Source organism: Achromobacter veterisilvae, assembly GCF_900496975.1.
In the GTDB taxonomy this organism is placed as follows: Bacteria; Pseudomonadota; Gammaproteobacteria; order Burkholderiales; family Burkholderiaceae_B; genus Achromobacter; species Achromobacter veterisilvae.
Map to the genome: position 1 here is coordinate 21764 of NZ_UFQC01000041.1, position 19505 is coordinate 41268.

The following is a 19505-nucleotide window of genomic DNA, read 5'->3' on the forward strand; positions in this document are numbered from 1 at the left end:
CGGCAGCCCGGGAAATCAAACGCGCGCCGGCAGCACCGTGCCCGAACTTTCCCCGAATCCGATCCGCGGGTATCCCGCCTTCACGCATTCGGCCCGCATGATGACCTGATCGCCATCCTGCAGGAAGGTGCGCTTCTCGCCCCAGGGCAGTTCGATCGGGCTCTTTCCGCCGTTGCTCAATTCAAGCAGCGAGCCGGCTTCGGATGCCTGCGGACCGGACAGCGTGCCGGTGCCCAGCATGTCGCCCGGTTGCAGGTTGCAGCCGTTGACCGTGTGATGCGTGATCAATTGCGCCACGTTCCAGTAGGCGTCGCGGAAGTTGCTGCGCGACAGGAAGGCGGGCGGCTGCTTTTCGGCGCGCGACTTCTCGGTGGTCAGCAGCACTTCCATCTGCACGTCGAAGGCGCCCTTGGCGCGGTTGGCGTCGGATGCCAGGTAGGGCATCGGCTGCGGCTCGGACGGGCCGCGGTTCCATTGCGTGCGGAACGGTTCCAGCGCTTCCAGGGTGACGACCCAGGGGGAGATCGTGGAGGCGAAGTTCTTGGCCAGGAAGGGGCCGAGGGGCTGGTATTCCCAGGCCTGGATGTCGCGGGCCGACCAGTCGTTCAGGATGCACAGGCCGAACACGTGCGATTCGGCGTCGGCCAGGGCGATCCGGTCGCCCTGCGCGTTGCCGGTGCCCACGAAGATGCCCAGTTCCAGTTCGTAGTCCAGGCGGGCGCAGGGGCCGAATTGCGGCGCTTCGCCCTCGTTGGCGGGGCGGGTCTGGCCGACGGGACGGGGGAACTTCTGGTCCACGCCGATGCTGGACGCGCGGCCGTGGTAGCCGATGGGCACCCACTTGTAGTTCGGCAGCAGGGGATTGTCGGGGCGGAACTGCTTGCCCACCGCGGTGGCGTGGTGCACCGAGATATAGAAGTCGGTGTAGTCCCCGATACGCGCCGGCGTGGCGTATTCCGCGTCGGCCTGGGCCGCCAGCAGCGGGGCGATGGTGTCGCGCAGCGCGGCGCCTTCGCGCAGCGCGCGGGACAGCGCCAGGCGCAGCGCGCTCCAGTGGGCCTGGCCCAGCGCCATCAGGCCGTTCAGGCTGTCGGCGGCGCAGGCGGCCAGGGCTTCGGCGGCCAAGCCTTCGAACGGCTGCTTGGCGGCCAGCGCGGCCAGGTCCAGGATCTGGTCGCCGATGGCGACGCCCACCCGGAACGGCTCGGAAGCGCCCTTGCGGCGGAACGAGGCGTAGGGCAGGTTCTGCACCGGAAAGTCCGACGCGCCCGTGTTGGCGCTGGCGACCCAGCTCTTCAGGGACGGATCGTGGGTTTCATTGATGGAGGGAGTCATGGCTGCGTGTCTCTTTGGGTTTAGTGATTCGTAACGCCAAACGGCGATGCGCTTGCGCGCATCGCCGCGGGTGGGGAAAGCCGGGGCTTTCGCGTCACGCCTTCTTGGGATCGAAATGCTTGGCGAGGCCCTGCCAGCACCGGTAATAGTCGCCCTGCAATTCTACCGAGGCCAGCGCCTGTTCCGTCGGGCGGATGACGCGCCGCGTTTCGAACATGAACGCCATCGTGTCGCGGATGTAGTGGGCGGTGCTGGTGTCGGCGTGGGAGGCCTTTTCGAAGGTTTCGGCGTCGGGGCCGTGGCCGCTCATGCAGTTGTGCAGGCTGGCGCCGCCGGGGGCGAAGCCGTCGGCCTTGGCGTCGTAGACGCCCTGGATCAGGCCCATGAATTCGCTGGCGATGTTGCGGTGGAACCAGGGCGGACGGAAGGTGTTTTCCATGGCCAGGATACGCGGCGGGAAGATCGCGAAGTCCATGTTGGCCGTTCCCGGGGTGTCCGAGGGCGCGGTCAGCACGGTGAAGATCGAGGGATCCGGGTGGTCGTAGCTGATCGAGCCGATGGTGTTGAAGTTGCGCAGGTCGTACTTGTAGGGCGCGTGCGTGCCGTGCCAGGCGACGACGTTCAGCGGGGAATGGCCGATGGAGGCGCGCCAGAATCCGCCAGTGAATTTGGCGATCAGCTCGAAATCGCCTTCCACGTCTTCATACCAGGCTACCGGCGTCTTGAAGTCGCGCGCGTTGGCCAGACAGTTCGAGCCGATCGGGCCCAGTTCCGGCAGGCGCAGCGCCGCGCCGAAGTTCTCCAGCATGTAGCCGCGGGCGGAGCCGTCCAGCAGTTCCACGCGGAAACGCACGCCGCGCGGGATGACGGCGATTTCCAGGGGCTCCAGGTCGATCAGGCCAAGCTCCGTGGCCAGCCGCAGGCGGCCCTGCTGGGGAACCAGCATCAGTTCGCCATCGGCGTTGTAGAAGTAGCGGCCCTGCATCGACCGGTTGGCCGCGTACAGATGGATGCCCACGCCGCCCTGCTCGTCGGGGCCGCCGTTGCCGCCCCAGGTCTTCATCCCTTCCAGGAAATCGGTGGGGGCCGTGGGGATCGGCAGCGGGCTCCAGCGCAACTGGTTGGGCGTCACGGGGCCGTGGCCGAACGTGCTGAGCCAGCCGGAGGCGCCCTCGAAGGGCTCGAAGGGCTTGTGCTGGGCGCCCGGGCGGATACGGTACAGCCAGGAGCGGCGATTTTCGCTGCGCGGCGCGGTGAAGGCGGTGCCGGACAGTTGTTCGGCATACAGGCCATAGGGACATTGCTGGGGCGAATTGCGGCCCAGCGGCAGCGCGCCGGGCAGGGCCTCGGTGGCGCAATCGTTGCCGAAACCGGTCTGGTATTGCAGTTCCATGGAATCCTCCTGGGCGGCGGCGCGGTGCTTGGCCGCGCGGCCTGGTTCAGATGGCCCGTCCGGACGGCGTCCGCAGGGCGATATGCCATTGTCGGAAAAAAACCCCGTTGCGGCTACGGGAATGCAAAAATAGAGACTATAAATTTTATGAATAGTAGGAGGCCCCATGGCAGAGCTGCGCGACGTCGACCTGAATCTGCTGCTGCTGTTCCAGCACCTGCTCGAAGACCGCAACCTGTCGGCCGTGGCGCGGCGGATGGACCTGTCGCAGCCGGCCGTCAGCAACGCGCTGCGCCGCCTGCGCGAAGCCTTCGGCGACGATCTGTTCGTGCGCACGGGGCAGGGCATGCTGCCCACGCCGCGCGCGCAGCGCCTGGCGGGCCCCGTCAGCGAAGCGCTGACCATGCTGTCGCAGGCGCTGCGGGACCAGGACGCGTTCGACGCCGCCACCAGCAGCCGCCGGTTCCGGGTCGCGATGACGGACGTGGGCGAAATCCATTTCATGCCCCGGCTGATGGAGGTGTGCGTGCAGGTCGCGCCGCAGGTGCGCATCGATTCCGTGCGCGTCCAGGGGCCGGACCTGCCGCGGGAAATGGAATCGGGACGCGTCGACCTGGCGATCGGCGCCTTCGATGAAATGGGGGCGGGCACCCTGCAGCGCATGCTGTTCCGCCAGGGCTACGCGACCCTGTTCCGGCAGGCGCATCCGACCGCGCATGCGGGCATGGGCATCAAGGCGTTCCGCGCCGAACGGCACTTGATCGTGTCGCGGGCCGCGCCCTACGGACAGGTCAACCAGTCCATGGAGCGCGCGGGCGTGGACCTGGCCGAACACTTCAGCGTGCCGCATTTCTCGGCCGTGCCGTACATCGTGAGCGCCACCGATCTGCTGGCCACGGTGCCCGAGAAACTGGCCGCCAGCGCCGCGCCGCCGTTCGGCCTGCGCTTCATGACGCCGCCGGTGAGGGTTCCCGCGCTACAGACCAATATGTACTGGCAGCGCAGGGTGGACCGCGATGGCGGCAACCAGTGGCTGCGCGCGCTGATCGTCAATACGTTCGCGGTCGGGGGGGCGTAGGATGGGTGGAGCGCGAGAGTTCTTAAGCTAGAACCCAGGCGCCCAACGCGCGAAACCCATGCGGCCGCAATCGATTGTTTTCCGGCCGATGCCAGGCACAATCTGCCCACGGCCGCATGGGTTGCGCGCGTTGGGCAGTTGCGTTCTTGTGCCGAAACTCTCGCGCTTCACCCATCCTACGGCGCCACCGAGGCGCGTGCCTGGCGCAGGGCTTCGCGCAGCACGTCCATGTCGCCGAGGTGGTTGGCCAGCAGCAGGATCAGCGCCGCGTTCAGTTCCTGGCTTTGCTCGTTGCTCAGGTCGCGGTGGGTGTCGATCAGGGCTTCGTAGAAGTCGTCCGGCGAGACCAGGTTGGTTTCGGTAATCAGCATGGTGAGTGACCTCGGAATTCAGGCGCGGCCCGTGGCGCGGTTGACCGCCGCGGCAATGGCCGCGGCGTCGAAGGCGCGCCAGCGCGCGGCGATGTGCTGGTCGGGGCGGATCAGGTAGGCCGTGCCGGCCTGCGCGTCGTAGCGCTTGCCCAGGCAGCCTTCGCGGTCCGTCACCGCGGCCAGCTCCCCGGGCAGAGCGGACAGATCGCATTGCGGGCTGGCCACCAGGACGGCCTTGACCGGAACGGGCGCCATGCGCAGCGCCTGCAGGGCGAGCAGCGTGTCGCGGCCGGGCAGGGCGTCGCCGCAGAACAGCGCCAGCGAGAATTCGCCGTCCAGTTGCGACAGCCACCAGTCCGGCGCGCCCCGCGTTTCCACCGGCGCGTCCAGGGCGACGGCGCCAGGCACCATGCGGCCCGCGAAGGCGTCCTCGTCGGGCGTGTTCAACGGTGAGCCCGCATAGGTGGCGGGCAGCGACAGGCGGCCGCTGTTGACCAGCGACCGCGCGAAGGGGTGGGTCTTGGCCAGGTTCAGGACCGCGTTGCGGAAACTGCGGCTGATGTCGCTCTTGGGCGTGATGAAGTCGGTGGCGCGCGACGAATTCAGGATGTTCTCGTCGGCGGCGTATTCGCGTTCGGTGCCGTAGCTGTCGATCAGCGTTTCGGGCGCCTGGCCGGCCAGCACCAGCCTGAGCTTCCATGCCAGGTTTTCCGCGTCCTGCACGCCGCTGTTGGCGCCGCGCGCGCCGAACGGCGAAACGCGGTGCGCGGCATCGCCTGCGAACACGATGCGTCCGTGGCGGAACTTGTCCATGCGCTCGCACGCGAAGGTGTAGACGCTGACCCATTCCAGTTCGAAGCGCGCGTCGGGGCCGAGCAGGGCGCGGATGCGCGGCAGCACGTTTTCCGGCTTGACGGCCTCGGCCGGATCGGCGTTCCAGCCTAGCTGGAAGTCGATGCGCCAGACATTGTCCGGCTGCCGGTGCAGCAGCACGGACTGGTTGGGATGGAACGGCGGATCGAACCAGAACCAGCGTTCGGTCGGGAAGTCCGCATGCATCTTGACGTCGGCGATCAGGAAGCGGTCGCGGAAGATGCGGCCATGGCTTTCCTGGCCGATCAGCTTGCGCACCGGCGAACGCGCGCCGTCGCAGGCGATCAGCCAGTCCGCGTGCAGCGGATACGAGCCGTCGGGCGTTTCCACGGTCAGCGTCACGCCGTCGTCCGCCTGGGCCACGGCGACGACCTTGTTCTTCCAGCGCAGATCGATGTTGGGTTCCTGGCGCGCCTGCTCGTACAGATAGCCTTCGGCGTAGTACTGCTGCAGGTTGATGAAGGCGGGGCGGCGATGGCCGGGTTCGGGCAGCAGGTCGAAGCGCCACACTTCCTGTTCGCGGAAGAACACCTTGCCCACGTTCCACGACACGCCCTTGTCGATCATGCGCTGGCCGACGCCCAGGCGGTCCCAGATTTCCAGCGTGCGCTTGGAAAAACAGATGGCGCGCGATCCGGTGGACAGGCGGAAGTCGTCGTCCAGCACGACCACGCGCACGCCCTGCCGGGCGAGGTCCAGCGCGGCGCTCAGCCCGACCGGGCCGGCTCCCACGACCACGACCTGGTGCCGCGCGAGCGCGCTGGCGGCCTGGTCGGCGTGCTTCTCATAGGCGAACTCCATCGCCTGAAAGTCGATGTCTCCCACGGTTGTCTCCTGTGTGGGTCATTTTGCTTTTATGTGCCGAAGCCGCGCAGCCAGTGCGGCGCGCGATTCCGGTCCCTGCTTGGCGGGGCGGAGCCGCCATGGGCGGCCCCTGCGGGATCAGCTTTCCAGTTGCGCCCACATTTCCAGGTCGCGCTTGTCCGTCCAGATGCGCGGGTCGGTGTAGCCGGTGGCCTCGTCATAGGCGCGCGACACGTCGAACGGCATGCAGTGGTCGAAGATCACCCAGTCGCTGTAGCGCGGCTTCATGAAGTCGTAGACCTCGCGGTAGATGGCCTTCAGGTCCTTGCCTTCGGCCACGCCGCGGTTCACGGCGCCGTACAGGTCGGTCAGGAAGGCGCGGGTGCCGGCCAGGCCCTGGCGGACTTCGGTGGCGTTCTTCAGCGCGGGGCCGCGGCCGGGAACCATTTTCTCGGCCTCGAAACCCGACAGCGCGTCGAGCGTCGTCGGCCAGTCGCGGAAGTAGGCGTCGCCGCAATACGGGGTGGACTGGTATTCGACCAGGTCGCCGGCGAACAGGATCTTCTGCTCGGGCAGCCAGGCGATGGTGTCGCCCTTGGTGTGGCCGCGGCCCACCTGCAGCAGCTTGACTTCCAGGTTGCCCAGGTTGACGGTCATTTCGCCCTTGAACGTCATCGTCGGCCAGACCAGGCCGGGCGGAATCGATTCGGCGTTGCGGAACAGGCGCGGGAAGCGGCCGATCTCGCTGGCCTTGTCCTGCTCGCCGCGCTCGGCGATCAGGTCGTAGGTGTCGCGGCTGGCCAGGATTTCCTGGGCGTTGTAGGCGGACGCGCCGAACACGCGCACGGCGTGGTAGTGCGACAGCAGGATGTACTTGATGGGCTTGTCGGTGACTTCGCGGATGCGGCGGATCACGTCCTGCGCCATGACGGGAGTGGCCTGGGTGTCGATCACCATGACGGCCTCGTCGCCGATGATCACTCCCGTGTTGGGGTCGCCTTCGGCGGTGTAGGCGTAGGCGTTGTCGGACAGTTTTTCGAACGAGACGACCTTGTCTTCCAGGTCGGCGTGCGAGGCGAATTGCTTGCTCATGGAGGCTCCTTCCACTGTTATAGGAATAGGGGAATGGAAGGAATATAGCGCGGCGTTAGTATTTGTGCAATACGTTTGCTATAAACGAATGCCCTTGTTTTTACAGGGGTTTCCCGCGAGTTTCCCCGGGGCGGAGGGTCAATTCCTTTGGCATTTCGGGCAGTAGTAGGTGGCGCGCTGGCCCTGCACGAAGCGCCGGATCGGGGTGGCGCAGACGCGGCAGGGCAGGCCTTCCCGTTCGTAGACCGCCGCGTGGATCTCGAAGTAGGCCCCGGGCTCGCCCGTCGCCCCGACATAGTCGCGCAGGGTGCTGCCGCCCGAGGTCAGGGCGTCGGCCAGGGTGGCGCGCACCATGTCCGCCAGCCGGTCGCAGCGGGCCGGCGACAGCTTGTTCGCCGGGGTCTTGGGGTTGATCCGGGCCCGGAACAGGCTTTCCGATGCGTAGATATTGCCCACGCCCACCACCGCCATGCCCGCCAGCAGCACCTGCTTGACGGCGGCGCCGTGGTTCTTGAAGTGGCGGTGCAGCCACGCGCCGTCGAAACGCGGGTCGAAGGGCTCGATGCCCAGCTTGGCCAGCAGCGGGTGGTCTTCGATGGGGCCGCCGGATTCGGGATGCCACAGCACCGCGCCGAAGCGCCGCGGATCGTGCAGGCGCAGCACAGCCTGCTCGAAGATCCACTCGACGTGGTCGTGCTTGCGCAGGAATTCGCCCGGGGCGACGCTGCGCAGCGATCCCGACATGCCCAGGTGCACGATCTGGGTGCCGTGTTCGAAGCGCAGCAGCAGATACTTGCCGCGGCGCGCGCACTCCAGCACGGCGCGGCCGCCGACCAGCGCCGGCAGGTCGGGCGGGATGGGCCAGCGCATGCGGGATTCGTGGACGACCAGCCGCGTCAGCGTCCGGCCGGTGATGACGGCGTCGATTCCTCGACGCGTAGTTTCGACTTCAGGCAGTTCCGGCATGAGCCAGTGTAAGATCATCAATTGCGTGTACGAAGATTGTGCCATCAACCGGACGGGCCGCGTGAAGTCGTCTTTCAAACCAATGAACATCGGGATTGCCGCGCTGGCGCTTGCGCTGGCAGCAATACTGACCCCGCCGGCGCAGGCCGCCGACAGCCGGACCCGCGATGCCACCGGGCCCCGCATGGCGCCCCAGAGCCGCCAGCCGGAAACCGAGGTGATCCGCCTGCGTCCAGGCCAACTGCCCTACGTATCGCTGACCGCCGACATCTTCTATCGCGTGCTGGCATCCGAAATCGCCGCGCAGCGGGGCATGTACGGCTCGGCGGCGACCACCATGCTCGGCCTGGCCCGGGACACCGGAGATCCCCGCCTGGCCCGCCGCGCCCTGGAATTCCAACTGGCCGGAGGCAACCTGCCCGGCGCGCTGGAAGCCGCCCGCGTGTGGGCGCGCCTGTCTCCCAACGATATCGAGGCCAGTTCCACCGAGCTGGCGCTGGCGGCCGCCAACGGCCAGACCAAGGGCCTGTCCCAGGCGCTGCGCAACCGCATCGACGCCTCCCGCGACAAACCCGCCGCCATCGGCCAGGCCCTGGCCGTGCTGAGCCGGCTCAACGACCGCCGCCTGGCCCTGCGCATCCTGGACGAATCCCTGAGCGACAGCGTGCGCAAGCTGCCCGCCGCGCACCTGGCGCTGGCGGACGTGGCCTCCGCCTCGGGCGACTACGAACGCGCCGCCCAGGAATCCCGCGCGGCCCTGGCCGCCGATCCCAGGTCCGAGGCCGCCGCCCAGCGCGTGCTGGAATACGGCTCCAAGGTGGATCCGCAGCGCGCGCAGGCCGAGGCCCGCGCCTACGTCGCCCGCAATCCCAATGCCCGCAAGGTGCGCCTGATGCTGGCCGGCCAATTGGCCGACAGCGGCGACTACAACGGCGCCCTGGCCGAATTGCAGGCCATGTCGCGCCGTTCCCCGGAGGATTTCGACCTGCTTTTCATGCAGGCCCAACTGGCCTACAAGGCCGGGCAACTGCCGCAAGCCAAGACGCTGCTCCAGCAATACCTGGACGTGCAGAACCAGCGCCAGCGCGCCACCGTGCCGGGCGCGACCGACGCCGGCGCCGCGGCCGCCGACGCCCACGTGCTGCTGGCCCGGATCGCCGAGGACCAGGGGCACTACGACGAAGCCATCGCGGAACTCGGCCGCATCGAAGACCAGACCCTGCGTTATTCCGTGCGCATGCGCCAGGCCGCGCTGCGCGCCAAGAGCGGCAACGTGGACGGCGCGCTGGCCCTGATCGACGCCGCCGGCCCCCAGGACGACGAAGAACGCACGCTGGGCGTGCTGACCAAGGCCCAGATCCTGCGCGACGCCGACCGCGTGCCGCAGGCGGTCTCGGTGCTGGAAGCGGCCGACCAGGCGATGCCGGACACGGTCGAGATCAAGTACGAACTGGCCATGCTCTATGAACGCCAGGACCGTCTCGCCGACCTGGAGCGCATGCTGCGCCAGGTCATCGCGCTGGACCCGGACCACGCGCACGCCTACAACGCGCTGGGCTACACGCTGGCCGACCACAACCAGCGGCTGCCCGAGGCCCTGGACCTGATCACCCAGGCGCTGGAACTGGCGCCCAACGATCCCTTCATCCTGGACAGCATGGGCTGGGTCAAGTACCGGATGGGCGATTCCACGGCCGCCGCCGACTACCTGCGCCGCGCCTACAGCGTGCGTCCGGAAGCCGACATCGCGGCCCACCTGGCGGAAGTCCTCTGGAGCCAGGGCAAGCGCGACCAGGCCACCGAACTGCTGCGCGCCGCGCTGCAGAAGGATCCGAAGAACAAGACCGTCCAGGACGTGATCAAGCGCCTGGGGGTCGGCCTGTGACCCTTGGCATTCCGCGCCCGCGCGGCGCCGCGGCGCTGTTGCGCTGGGCGCTGATGGCGATGCTGGCCGCCGCGCTGGCCGCCTGCACCACGCCCAAACCTATCGAAGGCGCCGGCGCCGACGCGTTTTCCCGCATCGGCCGCTTCGCGCTCACCGTCAACGAAGAAAGCGGCAAGCAGAACGCCGTGCAGGGCGGCTTTTCGTGGTCGGACGACGGCCGCCGCTACGTGCTGGACCTGACCAATCCGTTGGGTTCGACCGAGGCGCGCGTGGAAGGGCGGCCCGGCGCGGCCAGCCTCACCAAGTCCGACGGCACGCGCCTGGTCGCCGACAATCCCGATTCGCTGGCCGAGGAAGCGCTGGGCAGCAGCGTGCCCGTGTCCGGCCTGCGCGATTGGCTGCGCGGCAAGCTGGCCGCGCAACCGGAAGCCACCGAGGTGTCCCGCGACGAACTGGGCCGCCCCGCGGCCTTCGAGCAGGGCGGCTGGCGCGCGCGGCTGTCGCGCTACGACGCGCTGGGGCCGCAGTTGCTGGTCCTGGAACGTCAGGAGCCGGGCCGCCGCATCCTGCTGCGGCTGGTCGTCAACCAGCCCTGAATTCACGGTCTTATCCGGGTTAACCCTTATCACATCGCGTGAGTTTCAATCGAAGAAACAGGCGTCGCAAATTCGCTTTCGTTACTAATTGAAATATATTGTCTTGACTGAATAATTCTCCCTGCCCCCGTCCGCGGTTCGTGCCGAGGGCTGCAATGCGGCGTCGACGATCGTTGCCGCCGCCCTTATGGAGAATGGCTATGTTCAGGAACACGCGCATCGCGACGATGCTATTGGGAATCATCGCGATATTTTTCACCTTCCAGTTGCTGGTGGGAGGCATGGGCTTTGCCGCCTTGTGGCAAACCAACCAGGACGTCGCGCAGCTCTATCGCCTTTCCTCTCAGCAGGTCAATGCGGTGAATTCCGCCGCGCTGTCCCTGGTGGCGGCGCGCACCGACCTGAGCCGCTACGCGACCCGTGTCGCGCAGGGCAACGCCAGCGATGCGACGTCGCTGCAGCAGGCGCGCCAGCGCATCGTTTCGGCCGACCGCGCGTTCCAGGGATTTTCCGGCGGACTGGCCGCCGAGGAAAAAACCGAATCGGCCAGCCTGATCGATGCCTACGGCAAGTTCAGCGCCAATCTTCAGAACGTAAGCCGGGTGCTCGAGGCCGGCGATATGGATGCCTACTTCAAGCAGGGCACCCAGCAGGTGCAGGAACGGCTCATGAGCGAGCGCGACACCTTCATCCTGCGCGCCGAGGGCACGGGCCAAGGCGTCATGGACGAGATTTCCGTTTTCCACACCCTGTTCACATCCCTGCTGGCCGGGATCCTGGCGCTGGGCCTGCTGATGGCCGTGGGCGCGCACGTGCTGATCCGCCGCATGATCCTGCGTCCGCTGCTGGAGGCCGGCGAGATCTTCCGCCGCATCGCCGAAGGCGACCTGACGCGCCGCGTGGCGGACCGCGGCAGGAACGAGATCGGGGTGCTGCTGGCCGCGCTCAAGAGCATGCAGGACAGCCTGGTGCGCACCGTGTCGGCCGTGCGCCGCGGCGTCGATGAGATCAACGTCGGCGCGCGCGAGATTTCGTCCGGCAACGCCGATCTTTCCAGCCGCACGGAAGAGCAGGCCGCGTCGCTCGAGGAAACCGCGGCCAGCATGGAAGAGCTGGCCACGACGGTGAGGCAGAACGCGGATACCGCGCTTGAGGCAAACCGCATGGTGGCCGCGTCGGCGGCGGTCGCGCAACGCGGCGGAGAGGCCGTGTCCAGCGTGGTGGAAACCATGCGCGCCATTTCCGGCAGTTCGTCGCGCATCGCCGATATCGTCGGCGTGATCGACGGCATCGCCTTCCAGACCAACATCCTGGCGCTCAATGCGGCGGTGGAAGCGGCGCGCGCCGGCGAACAGGGCAAGGGCTTCGCGGTCGTGGCGAGCGAGGTGCGGACGCTGGCGCAGCGCAGCGCCGCCGCCGCCAAGGAAATCAAGCAGCTCATCGAGGATTCCGCGCAAAAGGTCGACATGGGTTCCGAGCAAGTGGAGAACGCGGGCGCCACGATGCGCGAAATCGTCGAATCCGTGCAGCGCGTGACCAGCCTGATGGGCGAGATCTCCGTCGCGTCCGAGGAGCAGGCCACCGGCATCGACCAGGTCAATCGCGCCGTCTCGCAAATGGATAGCGTGACGCAGCAGAACGCCGCGCTGGTGGAAGAAGCCGCGGCGGCGGCCGGCGCGCTGGAAGAGCAGGCGCGCCAGCTTGCCGGTTCGGTGGCGGTGTTCAAACTGCCCGAGGGCCGCGTGATCGACGCGGCGGCGGCCAGGCTGGCGCCGGGCGCCTCTCCGCGGCTCGCATGAGCCATGCCCGCCGCGCCGCCGTTCATGGCGCGCGGCGGCCGGCGCAGTCTGGCTAGAATGTCGTATTCCCTCGCAACGGTTGTCTTTCGTGACCTTTTACGACGTTCCCGCTCCCGCCAAAGTGAACCTCTTTCTGCACGTGGTGGGCCGCCGCGCCGACGGTTATCACCTGCTGCAGACCGCCTTCCGGTTCATCGACCTGTGCGACACGCTGCATTTCGACGCGCGGGCCGATGGCGTCATCAGCCGCGCCGCGGAGCTGCCGGGCGTGTCGCCGGAGCAGGACCTGACATTGCGCGCGGCGCATGCCCTGCAGCGGGCCACTGGCACGAAGCAGGGCGTGCAGATCGGGCTGGAAAAGCGCATTCCGCAGGGCGGCGGCCTGGGCGGCGGTTCCAGCGATGCCGCTTCGGTGCTGATCGCGCTGAACCGGCTGTGGGGAACGGGGCTGACCCGGCGCGAACTGATGGCCCTGGCCTTGCCGCTGGGCGCCGACGTGCCCGTGTTCGTGTTCGGGCAGTCTGCGTTTGCGCAGGGCGTGGGCGAAGAGCTTGCCGCGGTCGCGCTGCCAGAGCGCGCCTACCTGGTGGCGCAGCCGGATGCCAGCGTGCCGACCCCCGAGATTTTTTCGGCGCCCGATTTGACAAGAGATTCTTCTTGCATCACAATAGCGGACTTTCTTGCTTCGCCAACTTTCTGCTTCGGCAGGAATGACTTGGAGCCGGTGGTCTACCGCCTTTACCCGGAAGTGCTTGGGGCATCGCGGTGGCTTGCAGAACAGTTGAAGCCTTACGGCGTCGCGGTTCGCATGTCGGGATCTGGTGCGTGTTTGTACGCCGAATTTTCCGAACTTTCCGAAGCCGTTTTGGCGAAAACAGAAATTACCGCTATAATGCGCGGCGCTGATAAAACAATCAGCCAAACGCATCCACGGTTTCGGTTAGTGCGGGCATGTGCCGGATTAGCTGAGCATCCGTTGCGGAATTGGATTGCAAGATAGTTGGGGAGTCGCCAAGCTGGTTAAGGCACCGGATTTTGATTCCGGCATGCGAAGGTTCGAATCCTTCCTCCCCAGCCAACCGAATACATAAAAAAGCTGTTGAACACGCCTGTAAGACACTGGCCCGGGTTCAGCAGCTTTTTTATTTTCCGGGTCCGCTGGTGTATCACCCCCGCCTCATCTCGTCAGTGTCTTAAACGACCATCGCATCATCCATCATGGCAAACGATAGCTTCATGATTTTCACGGGCACCGCCAACACTCGGCTGGCCGTGGACGTAGTCAACCACCTCGATATGTCCCTGGGCAAGATGACCGTCGGTCGCTTCTCGGACGGCGAGGTGATGGTCGAGATCAACGAGAACGTGCGCGGCAAGGATGTCTTCGTCCTGCAGCCCACCTGTGCGCCTACCAACGACAACCTGATGGAAATCATGGTGATGGTCGATGCGCTGCGCCGCGCTTCCGCCGGCCGCATCACCGCCGCGATTCCCTATTTCGGCTATGCCCGCCAGGACCGCCGCCCGCGCTCGGCGCGCGTGGCCATTTCGGCGAAGGTCGTGGCCAACATGCTGCAAGTGGCCGGTGTCGACCGCGTCCTCACGATGGACCTGCACGCCGACCAGATCCAGGGTTTCTTCGACATCCCCGTGGACAACATCTACGCGGGCCCGATCCTGCTGGGCGACATCTGGCGCCGCAACTTCTCGAACCTGGTCGTCGTGTCCCCGGACATCGGCGGCGTGGTCCGGGCCCGCGCGCTGGCCAAGCAACTGGAAGCCGACCTGGCCATCATCGACAAGCGCCGTCCGCGCGCCAACGTGTCGGAAGTGATGAACATCATCGGTGAAGTCGACGGCCGCACCTGCATCATCATGGACGACATGGTCGACACCGCCGGCACGCTGTGCAAGGCGGCCCAGGCCCTGAAGGACCGCGGCGCCGGCGCCGTCTACGCCTATTGCACGCACCCCGTGCTGTCGGGCGGCGCCATCGACCGCATCGAAGCGTCGGAACTGGACGAACTGGTCGTCACCGACACCATTCCGCTCTCCGAGCAAGGCCAGGCCAGCGGCAAGATCCGCCAGTTGTCGTGCGCCGCGCTGCTGGGCGAGACCATCCTGCGCATTTCCAACGCGGAATCGGTCAGCTCGCTGTTCGTCGACTGAAGCCCGGCTCGATCGGACGGACAGCCCGAATACTCAGTTCTTGCGCCTTGCTGGTCGCGGCAAGGCGCAACAAACGCGGCGCGCGTTTTGCGCGCCGCGCATTTAACCGGTGAAGTCTCTTCACCTTATTGTTTTTGGAGTCATCCATGAAATTCAATGCCACTGCGCGTAGCGTCCAGGGTTCGAGTGCGAGCCGCCGCCTGCGCCGCGCGGGCCGCGTTCCCGCCATCGTTTATGGCGGTACGGCTGCCCCGCTGAACATCGAACTCGACCACAACGAGATCTACCACGCCCTGCGCAAGGAAGAATTCCACGCGTCGATCCTGCAAATGGCGGTGGAAGGCGCGGCCAAGGAAGAACAAGTCCTGCTGCGTTCGGTTCAATGGCACGCCTACAAGCCGCAAGTCCTGCACGTGGACTTCCAGCGCGTGGACGCCAACCAGGCCCTGCACACCAAGGTCCCGTTCCACTTCGTCAACGCTGAAATCTCGCCGGCCGTGAAGCTGGGCGGCGCCATCATCAGCCACGTCCTGACCGAGCTGGAAGTGACCTGCCTGCCGGCCGCTCTGCCCCAGTTCATTGAAGTCGACCTGAAGGACCTGCTGCCTGGCGCTTCGGTCCACCTGGCCGACATCAAGCTGCCCAGGGGCGTGACCTACGTCCCCCATGGCGGTGACGCCAACCCGCTGGTGGCTTCGGCCGTTGTCAAGGGCGGCGGCGCCGCTGCCGCCGAGGAAGGCGAAGCCGAAGCTCCGGCCGCCTAAGTCTGCCGCGGGCCCATGGGTCCGCTGGCGGCTTGAGCCCGAAACCCTGCGTGTGCATTTGCATGCGCAGGGTTTTTTGGTTTAAACACCCCCCATCATGTCTACTCCCATACGCCTCATCGTGGGACTGGGTAATCCAGGTCCCGACTACGAAACCACCCGGCACAACGCCGGCTTCTGGCTGGCCGACCATCTGGCGGACGATCTGCGCGCGGCTTTCGCGCTGGAGAAGTCCTTTTTCGGCATGGTGGCCAAGGCCCGCCTGGGCGCGGACAACGTCCTGCTGCTCAAGCCCACCACCTACATGAACCGGTCCGGCCAGGCGGTCGGCGCGCTGGTCCGCTTCTACAAGCTGGCGCCGGAGGAGGTGCTGGTGCTGCACGACGAACTGGACCTGATGCCCGGGCAGGTGAAGCTGAAGCAGGGGGGCGGCCATGCCGGCCACAACGGCTTGAAGGACATCCAGGCCGCGCTGGGCAGCCCCAACTTCTGGCGCCTGCGCATCGGCATCGGCCATCCGCGCACGCTGGGCCTGGCGCAGCAGGTGGCGGACTTCGTCCTGCACCCGCCGCGCCGCGAAGAACAGAAACAGATCGAAGCCGTCATCGACCGCTGCCGCGCCGTCGTGCCCGCCATGCTGGCCGGCGATTTCCCGCTGGCGACCCGCCAGCTCCATAGCGGCAACGACGCCTGATGAGCGAGACCGGCGACCGGGCCGCCGCGCCGCGCGGCAAGATGCGCTTCCGCAGCGAAGTCGCGGATTTCTGGCGGTTCCTGCGTCAGCCGCACCCGGTCGCGCGCCTGCCCGGACGCGCGGCCGGCAGCGGGCTGCTGGCGGACTGGTGGCCGGGCATCTCGCCGGGTCGCCTCCTGGCCTGGGCCGCGCTGCTGTGGGCCGTGAACCTTTTCGCGCTGGGGCCGGTGGCGGTGGCCGCCGCCGGGCTGGGCGGCGTCACGCACCGGCTCGACCCCACGAACATCCCGTGGCTGACCGCCGTGATATGGGCGCCGCTGGTCGAGGAGATGCTGTTCCGCTACGGCTTGCGCCGTCCGAAACAGGCCTTGTGGCTGATCCCTGCGATGCTGCCCGTGGTGCTGTGGGGCCCCAAGGTCTGGACAGGCCTCCTGCTGGCCGCGTTCGTGATCCTGGCGTGCTGGGGCGCGCGCCAGCGCCCCGAGCCCCTCAAGGCCTGGGACACGACCTGGCGCCGCTACTACCTGAAGCACTTCGGCCTGGTGTTCCACCTGGTCGCGCTGGCCTTCGCCGCCGTGCACCTGACCAACTTCGTGTACGCCAGGACGCCTTACTGGCTGCTGCCCCTGCTGGTGCTGCCGCAATGGCTGACCGGCCTGACGCTGGGCTGGATGCGCATACGGCGCGGCATCGGCGCGGCGATGCTCCTGCATTCGGTCTTCAACGCCGGCCCCATTTTGATGATCTGGCTCGTCATGCGCCTGGCCCCCACCGCCGCGAGCTAATGGGGCCGCAAGCCCCGCCGTTTCCGGAAAACCCATTCCGGCGGGCGGGGTAAACTAGAACGTTAACGATCAATACCGTAATTACCACAGGATTCCCATGGCTCTGCAATGCGGCATCGTCGGCCTGCCCAACGTCGGCAAATCGACACTCTTCAACGCTCTGACCCGCGCCGGCATCGCCGCCGAGAACTACCCGTTCTGCACCATCGAGCCCAACGTCGGCGTGGTGGAAGTGCCGGATCCGCGGTTGCAGAAGCTGGCTGAAATCGTCAAGCCCGAGCGCATCCTGTCCGCCACCGTCGAATTCGTCGACATCGCGGGTCTGGTCGCCGGCGCAAGCAAAGGCGAAGGCCTGGGCAACCAGTTCCTCTCGCACATCCGCGAAACCGACGCCATCGTCAACGTGGTGCGCTGCTTCGAAGACCCCAACGTCATCCACGTGGCCGGCAAGGTCGACCCCATCGCCGACATCGAAGTCATCGAGACCGAACTGGCCCTGGCCGACCTGCAGACCGCCGAAAAGGCCCTGCAGCGCCACCAGAAGACCGCGCGCTCCGGCGACAAGGAATCGCAGCGCATCGTCGCCGTGCTGGAAAAATGCGTGGCCCAGTTGAACGAAGCCAGGCCGATCCGCGCGCTGGACCTGTCGACCGAAGAAAAGGCCGACATCGCCCAACTGTGCTTCATCACCGCCAAGCGCGCCATGTACGTGGGCAACGTCGCCGACGACGGCTTCACCAATAACCCGCTGCTCGACCGCCTGACCGAATTCGCCGCCGCCCGCAACGCGCCCGTGGTCGCCATCTGCGCCGCCATCGAATCCGAGATCGTCGACCTGGACGACGCCGACCGCCAGGCCTTCCTGTCGGACATGGGCATGGAAGAACCGGGCCTGAACCGGCTGATCCGCGCCGCCTTCAAGCTGCTGGGCCTGCAAACCTACTTCACCGCCGGCGTGAAGGAAGTGCGCGCCTGGACCGTGCCGATCGGCGCCACCGCTCCGCAAGCCGCGGGCGTCATCCACACCGACTTCGAACGCGGCTTCATCCGCGCGCAGACCATCGCCTACGAAGACTTCATCGCCTACAAGGGCGAACAGGGCGCCAAGGAAGCGGGCAAGATGCGCGCCGAAGGCAAGGAATACATCGTGCAGGATGGCGATGTGATGAACTTCTTGTTCAACGTCTGACGCCCCTTCCGATCCCGGGAACACCCAGCAGCCCAGCCCGGCCTGTCGAACCGACAGGCCGGCGGCGCATACCGTCTGCGGCCCTACCGCAGGCCGAGCCTGTGCAGGGTGTCCGTCAACCCCAGTAACTCGGTCGTGAAGACGCCCTGTTCGATCGCCTTGCGTTGCCCGGCTTCCTTTTCCTCGCGCGCCAGGCTCCGCGATACGGTTTCTTCAAGCTCGGCCTGGGGGATCACGGCAACCCCGTCGCGGTCGCCCACGATGTAGTCGCCGGGGTGGATGAGCGCATCGCCTATCGTGACCGGCACGTTGATCCGGCCCGGCTGGAACTTGCCGGTGCCCTTGATCGACAGGCCGCGGCAGAACACCGGGAAGCCCAGCTCGATGATCAGGTTCGCATCGCGCACGCAGCCGTTGATCACCAGGCCGGCGATGCCGACCTGCATGGCCTGCAGCGTGAGCACGTCGCCCCAGGGGCCGGCCTCCATGAACGCCTTGGCGTCGACCACGAGCACATCTCCGGGGCGCGCTTTCTGGACGGCATAGTGCAGCATGAGATTGTCGGCGGGTCGGCAGTCGACGGTGAAGGCCGGGCCCGCCAGGCGCGTCGCCGGGTCGATGGGTTTGATGCCGTGGTCCAGCGCGCCTTTGGCGCCCTGGGCTTCGTAGACGGTGGCCGCGCCCAGTTGGCGCAGCGTGGCAAGCAGATCGGTCATCTCAGTCGACCTTTGCGCCAGTGCGTTTGACCAGGGATTCCCAGTAGGGCAGTTCCTTGGCGATGAAGCTTGCGAACTGTTCGGGTGTGCCGGTCACGTCGTCGGAACCCATTTCGTCCAGATTTTTGGCCACCGCCGGGCTCTTCAGCGTTTTGACCAGGCCTTGGTTAAGGCGTTGAACCAGGGCCGGGGGCGTCTGCGCGGGGGCGAAGATGCCGTACCAGTTTTCGATCACGAATTTTGCGTGGCCGAGTTCTTTCATGGTGGGCACGTCCGGCAGGCTCTTGGAGCGGGTTTCTCCGGTTGTGGCCAGTGCGCGGAGGCGGCCCGAGCCGAGCTGCGGGGCGATGGCGGTGGTGGTTTCAAAGGCCACGGGCACCTGCCCGGCTATCACGTCGGCCAGCGCCGGCCCTTGTCCCCGGTAGGGGATGTGCGTCATGTCCAGCTTCATGTCCAGTTTGAGCATTTCGCCCATCAGGTGCTGCGGGCTGCCGCTGCCGCCCGAGGCGAAGTTGAATTCGCCAGGTTTGTTCCGGATCAGCGTGAAGAGTTCGTTGGCGGTCTTGGCCGGCACCGAGGCATTGACGTAGAGCACCAGCGGGACGGCGGCTACTTCGGCGACCGGCGCCAGCGCGCTGACCGGGTCGTTGCGCAGTTTGTACAGATTCCGGTTGATCACGACGCCGGTATTGTTGCCCAGCAGCAGCGTGCAGCCGTCTGGCGCCGCGGTGGTCACATACTGGGTCCCGATGTTGCTGCTGGCGCCGCCCTTGTTTTCCACGATGACGTTGGTGCCCAATTCGTCGGCCAGGCCGGGCGCGATCAGGCGCGCCAGGATGTCGGTCGTGCCTCCGGGAGGGTAGGGCGAGATGATCTTCACGAGCTGGCAGGGATACGGCTCCTGCGCCAGCGCCGGGGCGGCGAGGGCGGCCGCCGCCAGGCCGAGGGCTCCGGCAGTCACAAAACGGGTAATCGACATCATGTCTCCTTGGATTA

General features: G+C 66.8%; 18 protein-coding genes and 1 tRNA gene. 11 read left to right on the plus strand and 8 right to left on the minus strand.

Annotated elements, in window-relative coordinates; all coding sequences use genetic code 11:
- Positions 1–15: 15 nt before the first annotated feature.
- A complete protein-coding gene (gene fahA, locus AVE30378_RS26845; RefSeq protein ID WP_129245354.1) occupies positions 16–1335 on the minus strand; it encodes a fumarylacetoacetase in 1320 nt (439 codons plus the stop codon).
- A 94-nt stretch (positions 1336–1429) separates the two neighbouring features.
- Positions 1430–2728: a homogentisate 1,2-dioxygenase gene (gene hmgA, locus AVE30378_RS26850; RefSeq protein ID WP_129245356.1), complete on the minus strand. Its 1299-nt coding sequence runs from the start codon at positions 2726–2728 to the stop codon at positions 1430–1432.
- A gap of 166 nt (positions 2729–2894) precedes the next feature.
- Between hmgA and AVE30378_RS26855 the strand changes: the two genes are divergently transcribed.
- Positions 2895–3806, plus strand: a complete 912-nt coding sequence (locus AVE30378_RS26855; RefSeq protein ID WP_129245358.1) for a LysR family transcriptional regulator — start codon at positions 2895–2897, stop codon at positions 3804–3806.
- Between the two features lie 176 nt (positions 3807–3982).
- Here the strand turns inward: AVE30378_RS26855 and AVE30378_RS26860 are convergent, their stop codons facing one another.
- The 4 genes from AVE30378_RS26860 to mutM form a co-directional block, all read right to left on the minus strand.
- The gene (locus tag AVE30378_RS26860) at positions 3983–4177 is read right to left on the minus strand and encodes a DUF2783 domain-containing protein (protein WP_129245361.1); all 195 of its coding nucleotides are present in this window, start codon (positions 4175–4177) and stop codon (positions 3983–3985) included.
- Positions 4178–4195: 18 nt separating this feature from the next.
- On the minus strand, positions 4196–5875 hold the full coding sequence (locus AVE30378_RS26865; protein ID WP_129245363.1) for an FAD-dependent oxidoreductase: 1680 nt from the start codon (positions 5873–5875) through the stop codon (positions 4196–4198).
- A gap of 117 nt (positions 5876–5992) precedes the next feature.
- Positions 5993–6946, minus strand: a complete 954-nt coding sequence (locus AVE30378_RS26870; RefSeq protein ID WP_129245365.1) for an MBL fold metallo-hydrolase — start codon at positions 6944–6946, stop codon at positions 5993–5995.
- 138 nt (positions 6947–7084) lie between these two features.
- Positions 7085–7912, minus strand: coding sequence for a bifunctional DNA-formamidopyrimidine glycosylase/DNA-(apurinic or apyrimidinic site) lyase (gene mutM, locus AVE30378_RS26875; protein ID WP_129245367.1), 828 nt, complete (start codon positions 7910–7912; stop codon positions 7085–7087).
- On the opposite strand from mutM, the gene AVE30378_RS26880 reads away from it, so the two are divergent.
- From AVE30378_RS26880 to ychF, 10 genes are all read left to right on the plus strand, one after another.
- Positions 7911–9797, plus strand: a complete 1887-nt coding sequence (locus AVE30378_RS26880; protein WP_129245369.1) for a tetratricopeptide repeat protein — start codon at positions 7911–7913, stop codon at positions 9795–9797. The two genes, mutM and AVE30378_RS26880, sit on opposite strands and share 2 nt — an antisense overlap.
- A gap of 53 nt (positions 9798–9850) precedes the next feature.
- Complete coding sequence (gene lolB, locus AVE30378_RS26885; RefSeq protein ID WP_129245420.1) at positions 9851–10393, plus strand: lipoprotein insertase outer membrane protein LolB; 543 nt, start codon at positions 9851–9853, stop codon at positions 10391–10393.
- Between the two features lie 200 nt (positions 10394–10593).
- The gene (locus tag AVE30378_RS26890) at positions 10594–12192 is read left to right on the plus strand and encodes a methyl-accepting chemotaxis protein (RefSeq protein WP_129245372.1); all 1599 of its coding nucleotides are present in this window, start codon (positions 10594–10596) and stop codon (positions 12190–12192) included.
- A gap of 88 nt (positions 12193–12280) precedes the next feature.
- Positions 12281–13192: a 4-(cytidine 5'-diphospho)-2-C-methyl-D-erythritol kinase gene (gene ispE / locus AVE30378_RS26895; protein WP_129245374.1), complete on the plus strand. Its 912-nt coding sequence runs from the start codon at positions 12281–12283 to the stop codon at positions 13190–13192.
- Position 13193: 1 nt separating this feature from the next.
- Positions 13194–13270 (plus strand) — tRNA-Gln (locus AVE30378_RS26900).
- Positions 13271–13410: 140 nt separating this feature from the next.
- Complete coding sequence (locus AVE30378_RS26905; RefSeq protein ID WP_006227587.1) at positions 13411–14361, plus strand: ribose-phosphate pyrophosphokinase; 951 nt, start codon at positions 13411–13413, stop codon at positions 14359–14361.
- A 146-nt stretch (positions 14362–14507) separates the two neighbouring features.
- A complete protein-coding gene (locus AVE30378_RS26910) occupies positions 14508–15125 on the plus strand; it encodes a 50S ribosomal protein L25/general stress protein Ctc (RefSeq protein ID WP_129245376.1) in 618 nt (205 codons plus the stop codon).
- A gap of 97 nt (positions 15126–15222) precedes the next feature.
- Positions 15223–15819 carry an aminoacyl-tRNA hydrolase gene (pth, locus tag AVE30378_RS26915; protein WP_129245378.1) on the plus strand — a complete coding sequence of 199 codons (597 nt, stop codon included), beginning with the start codon at positions 15223–15225 and terminating at the stop codon, positions 15817–15819.
- Positions 15819–16604, plus strand: coding sequence for a CPBP family glutamic-type intramembrane protease (locus AVE30378_RS26920; RefSeq protein ID WP_129245380.1), 786 nt, complete (start codon positions 15819–15821; stop codon positions 16602–16604). The genes pth and AVE30378_RS26920 overlap by 1 nt, the downstream gene beginning before the upstream one ends.
- 97 nt (positions 16605–16701) lie before the next feature.
- A complete protein-coding gene (ychF, locus tag AVE30378_RS26925; RefSeq protein ID WP_129245382.1) occupies positions 16702–17793 on the plus strand; it encodes a redox-regulated ATPase YchF in 1092 nt (363 codons plus the stop codon).
- Positions 17794–17876: 83 nt separating this feature from the next.
- Here the strand turns inward: ychF and AVE30378_RS26930 are convergent, their stop codons facing one another.
- Both AVE30378_RS26930 and AVE30378_RS26935 read right to left on the minus strand, forming a co-directional pair.
- Positions 17877–18509 carry a 4-carboxy-4-hydroxy-2-oxoadipate aldolase/oxaloacetate decarboxylase gene (locus tag AVE30378_RS26930; RefSeq protein ID WP_129245384.1) on the minus strand — a complete coding sequence of 211 codons (633 nt, stop codon included), beginning with the start codon at positions 18507–18509 and terminating at the stop codon, positions 17877–17879.
- Between the two features lies 1 nt (position 18510).
- A complete protein-coding gene (locus AVE30378_RS26935) occupies positions 18511–19491 on the minus strand; it encodes a Bug family tripartite tricarboxylate transporter substrate binding protein (protein ID WP_244235159.1) in 981 nt (326 codons plus the stop codon).
- Positions 19492–19505: the final 14 nt, after the last annotated feature.